The sequence below is a fragment of the Thalassospira sp. MCCC 1A01428 genome (genome assembly GCF_002115825.1).
GTDB lineage: Bacteria > Pseudomonadota > Alphaproteobacteria > Rhodospirillales > Thalassospiraceae > Thalassospira.
On the sequence record NZ_JFJZ01000098.1, the window covers coordinates 1 to 4,445 of the forward strand.

Here is a 4,445-nt window from a genome sequence, read left to right on the forward strand (position 1 = left end):
AGGCTGAGCTACGCTCCGTCATTCTGCGAGCCGGGTATTAATCGGAATTGAACCGGCGCGCAAGGAATTTTTTCGTCACCCCCTTGTCAAAGGGGATGGCAGGCCGTCAATAAGGCCGTGAAATACAAAACTCGACAGCTTCGATCATGGCATCCTTGATTTGACCATCAGGGAAGGTGGCAAGGTCGTTAATGGCAAGTTGGCCATATTCGCGTGCCCGGTCCATGGTGGCTTCAAGGGTGTTGTATTTGCGGATCAGCATTTGGGCATGGTCAAGGTCGCGATCCTCGAAATTCTGGTCTTCCATGCAGCGACGCCAGAAGGCTTTTTCGTCTTCATCGCCTTTGGCATAGGCAATGATGACGGGCAGGGTGACCTTGCCATCACGAAAATCATCGCCCACGGTTTTGCCCAGCGTGGCCTGATGGGCCGAATAATCCAGCACATCATCAATCAGCTGAAAGGCGGTGCCCAGATGCAGGCCATAATCGCGCAAGGCAAATTCATCGGCCTCGGGGCGATCGGCAATAACGGCACCGATATGCGATGCCGCACCAAACAGAGCCGCCGTTTTTGCCATGATGACATCAAGATAGGCTTGCTCGGTTGTTGCCATGTCGTTGGCGGTGGCAAGCTGCATCACCTCACCTTCGGCAATGACTGCCGATGCACGCGCCAGAATATCAAGCACCTTAAGCGAGCCGTTCTTGACCATCAGCACGAATGAACGGGCAAATAGAAAATCGCCAACCAGCACGCTGGCCTCGTTGCCGAACATGGCATTGGCCGATTCCTGACCCCGGCGCAGCAGGCTTTCATCAACCACATCGTCATGCAGCAGGGTGGCGGTATGAATGAATTCGACACAGGCTGCCATGTTGACCGCAGAATCACCTTCGTCATAACCGCAAAGCCGTGCCGATGCCAAAGTCAGCATCGGGCGCATGCGTTTGCCGCCGGCGGCAATCAAATGACTGGCCAGTTGCGGGATCAGGGCAACATCGCTGTGCATGTTATCAATGATAACCTGGTTAACCCGTTTCATGTCTGCATCGACAAGGTGGACCAGGGAATCCAGGCTAGGCTGTATGGTATGCTGCGTTGCAGTGTTATTCACGCTATTTTCCGAAACAATTCTTGCGTTGCCACCTGATGACAGGCCAGCAACGCTGGTTTCATGATGACGTCAGGAACAGCCAATATGGTCGTTCCTGACCGTCGCCCAACATAATGACGCCGGGTGTTGACGGTCAAGTGGACAAATCAATACCGCTTTCTGCCGCATTGAACAATAATATGCTATGGTATGGTGGTTTAAAATGCATGTGACGGCAAGGGAACTGTATCCGATATGATTGAACTGATCCGCAGCAACGACCCGGTAGAGTTAAGCTGGGTTCAGGCGGTGCTGGCCGACGAGGGCATTGACTGCCTGATCTTTGATTTTCATGCATCCATTCTGGATGGATCTATCGGGGCATTGCCGCGGCGTTTGATGGTTACGCCCGATGATGAAAGCCGGGCGCGGTATATTCTTGAAATTGCCCGGCGCGATTTACCAGGCAATGTTGAAACAGATGACGAAGCAGACAGTAATGTTGCCGGATATGACGATGTTAAAGGCTGATGACAGTTATCTGGTACTGGCATCGGGGGGTAACTTGCCAATATTATCCTGCTATCTTGCATAACGACGAATGATTAACACAGCGATGGCATCACAACCCGATGGCGCAGTTTTATCTGTGCCCGATTTCCCCGAAAACCGTACCAGCCACGATTTTTTGCTGGGCGGTGCCGTAACCTTGAAACAACCGCTTGATGGTTATCGGGCGGCGGTTGATGCGGTGTTGCTGGCAGCCGCAGTTTCGGTTGCGGGGCATCGCGATTGTCAAATTCTTGATGTCGGCTCGGCCGTCGGGTCGGTCGGGTTATGTGTGGCCCGGCGCCTTGAAGCCGCCCGGGTTACAGGGGTGGAATTGCAAGACGACCTGTATGCCCTGTTTTGCCGTAATGTGGTTGAAAACGGTTTTGTTGGCCGGGTAACGCCAGTGCAGGGTGATATCAATAACCGGGATCTGCCACTGGTGGCCGAAAGTTTTGATCAGGTTATTTCCAACCCGCCTTATTATGCAGGTGGAACGCGCCCCAGTAATGAAAGCCGGGCGACGGCCCATCAGGAAGGCAGTGCCGATTTGGCCGTCTGGATTGGCTTTTGCCTTAAAATGGTGCGGCAAAAAGGCCGTATAACCCTGGTCCATCGGGCTGACCATCTGGACCGTATTATTGGCCTGTTATATGGGCGGGCGGGCGATATGACGGTTTACCCGATCTGGAGCAAGGCCAGTGCCGATGCCCCGCTTCGCGTGATTGTTTCGGCCCGCAAGGGTGTTTCATCGCCGCTTAAAATGCGCCGGGGGCTGGTTTTGCATGACGAGGCCGGGCAATATTTACCGGAAACAGACCAATTATTGCGCCAGCCAGCATCATTGCCCGGTTTCTAAAATTTCAAATTTTGACTATAACACTGCCTGAAACCGGTACGGGGCCGCCCCGGACTGGCATAAAGCATCTCCGGGGACGTTCATGCTGAGTTTTTCACAAATCCTGTTTACCGCCCTTGTTATTGTTGTGGTGTGGCAGGTTTCGCGATTTTTGGGGCGCAAGGGCGCAAATCAGAACACCCGCGAAAAGGGTCGTGCCCATTGGGCCGACCGGATGAAGCCGCGCGCCAGGGCCGAGCCGGGCCGCCCGGTGGCACAGGACATGGAAAAATGCCCGCATTGTGGTGTTTACCATGCCGAAGGGTTGTCTCATCGCTGTGAGTCCTGATTTATAGAATTGGACTTATTTTAAAACGCTCTTTTCCGTATTAAAAATTAACGCTTACCGGAAATAGTCAACGCGCCATTTTATTCGTCTGGAACGTATTATTACGGGACAGGCGACGTAATAATGATGCGTTTGTTCGGCGGGGCTTTGTTATGCCCTGATGCATGCCTGTGTTTTTTTATCACAAATTATTTTTATGGCCTTGAAGTCAAATTATGCGCAGCCAATGTCAGTGTCTGGTTCTTGGCGGTGGTTCGGTTAAAAGCCAGCCGCCGCTTTAAAAAGACAGGACATCGATGTCTGTTCAGCATTCGCGAAACCCGGAAATTACTTACCGGATTCATACAGCAAATGACTTGTGCCGTATGTCGACTGCCTTTGTCTCGGCAATGCTGTGGCTGCCATGTGGCGGAGCGGCAAAAATGTTTTTTGAGGCAATATAAATGGAAGTTTTTTCCAATCTGAAGATTTCCCGCAAGTTGATGGTCGCTTTCGGGGTAATGCTGGTCCTGAACATCTTCACGAGCGTTTTTGCGATCACCAAGATGCAGACGATTAATAACACATCAACTGAAATTGCTGTGAACTGGCTGCCAAGTATCAAGGCGATCAACGATATTAATGACAGCATAAATAAAATGCGGATATTTCAGCTTGCCCATGTTTTGTCGGATAATGCCAACAAGATGGCAGAGTACGAAGGTAAAATAGCAAAGCAGCTATCGACCGAATTAACGGAAGCCAAAATTTATGAAAAGCTGATTTCTTCGGACGATGAACTTGCAACGTGGCAAAAGGCAAGCGCGCTGATTGAGCAATATACCGAGCTTTGGGATCGGATTGCTGTTCTTTCAAAAAATAATCAGAATGATCAGGCGCGAGATATGGTTCTGGGGGAAGGCGAGCAGGCTGTTGTTCAAATTCGCGGGATGCTTCAGGAATTGGTGGCGTTGAACCAGAAAGGGGGCAAGGACGCATCGGAACGAGGGGATCAAGAATATTTATGGGCGCGCTTATTGATGATTTGCGTGGCGGTTTTTGTTTCCCTGCTGACAGTGGCTTTTTCGTTTATTCTTTCACGTGGAATTGCAACGCCGATTGTCAATATGACAGATACCATGTCGCGTTTGGCGTCGGGCGATAAATCGGTTGAGATTCCCGGCATTGAACGCAAGGACGAAATTGGCGAAATGGCGGACGCTGTACAGGTATTCCGCGATAACATGATTGAAACTGAACGGTTGGCCGAGGCCGAGAAAAAAAGCCAGGCCGAGCAAGCGGCAAGAGCAGCTCATATTGAGCAGAAAACCCGTGATTTTGATCATGATGCCAGTGTTGCCATTGCCGCTGTTGCCTCGGCTGCGACCCAGTTACAGGCAAATGCAAACTCGTTGACATCGCGTTCACAGCAGGCGTTTGATCAGTCTTCGGCGGTGGCTACGGCCGCGACACAGACGTCAAGCAATGTGCAGACTGTGGCAGCGTCAGCCGAAGAATTATCAGCATCAATCGGGCAAATTGCAAATGATGTGGCTTTGGCGGCAACAGTTTCCAAAGAAGCCGTTGAACAGGCAGGACATACCGGCCGTGTTGTTAGGTGTTTAGTCCCGGCA

The 4,445-nt window shown here is 51.4% G+C and carries 5 protein-coding genes; 4 read left to right on the plus strand and 1 reads right to left on the minus strand.

Annotation, left to right across the window (positions count from 1 at the left end; genetic code table 11):
- Nucleotides 1–106: 106 nt before the first annotated feature.
- Nucleotides 107–1,117 (minus strand): polyprenyl synthetase family protein, encoded by a 1,011-nt coding sequence (locus THS27_RS25715; protein ID WP_246833110.1) that lies wholly within the window; start codon nt 1,115–1,117, stop codon nt 107–109.
- A gap of 234 nt (nt 1,118–1,351) precedes the next feature.
- Here THS27_RS25715 and THS27_RS25720 point away from each other — a divergent pair, with 234 nt between their 5' ends.
- The 4 genes from THS27_RS25720 to THS27_RS25735 all read left to right on the plus strand — a co-directional run.
- Nucleotides 1,352–1,627 carry a DUF2007 domain-containing protein gene (locus tag THS27_RS25720; protein WP_085595794.1) on the plus strand — a complete coding sequence of 92 codons (276 nt, stop codon included), beginning with the start codon at nt 1,352–1,354 and terminating at the stop codon, nt 1,625–1,627.
- 70 nt (nt 1,628–1,697) lie between these two features.
- On the plus strand, nt 1,698–2,504 hold the full coding sequence (locus THS27_RS25725) for a tRNA1(Val) (adenine(37)-N6)-methyltransferase (RefSeq protein WP_085595796.1): 807 nt from the start codon (nt 1,698–1,700) through the stop codon (nt 2,502–2,504).
- Nucleotides 2,505–2,586: 82 nt separating this feature from the next.
- Nucleotides 2,587–2,832: a hypothetical protein gene (locus THS27_RS25730; protein WP_085595797.1), complete on the plus strand. Its 246-nt coding sequence runs from the start codon at nt 2,587–2,589 to the stop codon at nt 2,830–2,832.
- Nucleotides 2,833–3,275: 443 nt separating this feature from the next.
- A partial coding sequence (locus THS27_RS25735; RefSeq protein ID WP_085595798.1) for an MCP four helix bundle domain-containing protein occupies nt 3,276–4,445 on the plus strand: 1,170 nt, incomplete at its 3' end.

Coding starts and splice junctions, on each gene's coding strand:
- THS27_RS25720 (WP_085595794.1), top strand. CDS start 1,352: ATGATTGAACTGATCCGCAGCAACGACCCGGTAGAGTTAAGCTGGGTT.
- THS27_RS25725 (WP_085595796.1), top strand. CDS start 1,698: ATGATTAACACAGCGATGGCATCACAACCCGATGGCGCAGTTTTATCT.
- THS27_RS25730 (WP_085595797.1), top strand. CDS start 2,587: ATGCTGAGTTTTTCACAAATCCTGTTTACCGCCCTTGTTATTGTTGTG.